This is a genomic window from Cyanobacteriota bacterium (assembly GCA_025054735.1).
In the GTDB taxonomy this organism is placed as follows: Bacteria; Cyanobacteriota; Cyanobacteriia; order SKYG9; family SKYG9; genus SKYG9.
This window is the reverse complement of record JANWZG010000588.1, coordinates 1-1,737: the sequence shown is the minus strand read 5'-3', so window position 1 is coordinate 1,737 and position 1,737 is coordinate 1. Positions and strand designations below refer to the sequence as shown.

Annotated in this window: 3 protein-coding genes; 1 reads left to right on the top strand and 2 read right to left on the bottom strand. The window is 46.7% G+C overall.

Translation table 11 applies throughout. The features are described from left to right. Positions 1-165: polysaccharide deacetylase family protein (locus NZ772_18455; protein ID MCS6815538.1), on the bottom strand; the 165-nt coding region annotated here is incomplete at its 3' end. 2 nt (positions 166-167) lie between these two features. Next, on the bottom strand, positions 168-581 hold the full coding sequence (locus NZ772_18450; GenBank protein ID MCS6815537.1) for a response regulator: 414 nt from the start codon (positions 579-581) through the stop codon (positions 168-170). A gap of 623 nt (positions 582-1,204) precedes the next feature. On the opposite strand from NZ772_18450, the gene NZ772_18445 reads away from it, so the two are divergent. Further along, entirely contained in the window at positions 1,205-1,639 is a 435-nt protein-coding gene (locus NZ772_18445) for a helix-turn-helix transcriptional regulator (GenBank protein ID MCS6815536.1), read from the top strand. Positions 1,640-1,737 lie beyond the last annotated feature (98 nt).

The following is a 1,737-nucleotide window of genomic DNA, read 5'->3' as shown; positions in this document are numbered from 1 at the left end:
ATGATCTAATACGTCTAGCAGTTGCAGGGTATAAACCGGATGGGGGCCATCATCATACGTGAGAGCAATATCTGGACGCTGACGATCGCCCGACCATAAACAGGTGGGAAATGCCGGTCGCAAGACCCGATAAAGCCAAGGATAGACAGGCGCAAACTGAAGCATAGTCAGGAACAAGAAACTGCTGAGCGCAGCATTTGACAGACTTGCCGAGCTTGAGCAGATTGAACCAAGGAGGTCAAAATATCATTGGCCACAGGCTTAACCAAAAACCCATCGAAGCCGGGGTATTCATCGTGGTGCAGCCAACTGGAAGCATGGAAATCGGTCAGGACGACGATCGTTGCCCAACTGGTGTTGGTGTTACGCCGGAGCCTTTCTACCACGGCTGATGACCAAGCATGGTGGTTACCTGCCAAAATCACTAGACAGGGTGGGGCTTGATCAACATGAAATACAGCTTGATCTTCAGAATCAGCAATTGTAACAGAGCAGCTCAAATCCGCCAGCACAGATCCCAGTGCGTGCAAATCATCCGACTCTTTTCCCAAAACCAACACGTGATTCTTCGACGATCTCATGGCACATCATCACGCTAGCTGCCTTCTATCATAGGTGCTAAATTAATCCAGAAAGGTAACATTCCTAGATCGCTAACATCTTGCCTAGTCTGGAAAACAAGACAATTTATCCAGTACATATTCAGTGAGAAACTTCCAAATTTTTTAGTGTTCTAAGCCATAGTCCTCAACACATCTAAAGGCGTTTGAAAAGTTAGGTTTTTGCAAATGTTTTTTGATATTTCTTAAGGTTACCACCATAAATGTAACTATTGTTCAATAGTGCTGAACCCAAAGGATTGGTTGCCAGACCACCCCCCCCTTACTCAAGACGGTCGAAACTGCCCTAGACCAACAATGCCAGCTTTTGCCCTCTGTTTAGTGCTCAGCCTAAGTTCCTCCGCACTGCACCCTGGACGAAGGCAATATAAGCTAGAATTGTACCGTTTCGATGCTTTAGCTTAAATGTCCAGCTATTCAGAGTAATCATACTTAGGATCAATCCTGTGTTGTCCTTTTTGTACACTCAACTCCCACAGCCGTTAAAAAATCACTACCTGACCAAATTCCCAGTGATGTGAACGCTGCTTCTACAGCACTGGAGTTATCTCTGAACTGCCTACTAGATTCCTGATCGCAGACGAATGCCAGCACGGTTACAAATCAAACCAGAAGATTGCTCCTCCCTTGGACGGTTTATTCTGCGCTATTTAGAAGAGCAAGGTATTAGTATGAACCATCTAGCGGAGTTGTCTGGTGTGCCCCAGCCTAGGCTGCGGGGAGCTTGCTTTAAGGGAACTTGCCCCACACCCGAAACCCTGAGGAAACTGGCTCGTGCTATGGGGAAGCATCATTTGGAATTGTATACTTTGGCCTATGAAGGCAGAGTTGAAAGTCTTCCCGAAGATGCTGATGACAATTCATTTGATGTGCTAATCCGAGAGTTATTCGAGACGGCCAGGGAACTAAAACTGAAGGCTCCCAAGGTGCGCCCATCTAAGGCAAAAATTCGTAAGGCTCTGTTAGAGTTGGGGTTTTCGACCGATGTTGATGATAGAAATCAAATCGAGGCGAGCTAAGCGCAATGGTAGGCTTTGGGAGTTGTACTGGCGACGTTAGACCATGGTGGACAACTAGGATCATGCGCTCATGTATACGTTACTGGTTCCCCAAGGTG

Coding starts and splice junctions, on each gene's coding strand:
- NZ772_18450 (MCS6815537.1), bottom strand. CDS start 581: ATGAGATCGTCGAAGAATCACGTGTTGGTTTTGGGAAAAGAGTCGGAT.
- NZ772_18445 (MCS6815536.1), top strand. CDS start 1,205: ATGCCAGCACGGTTACAAATCAAACCAGAAGATTGCTCCTCCCTTGGA.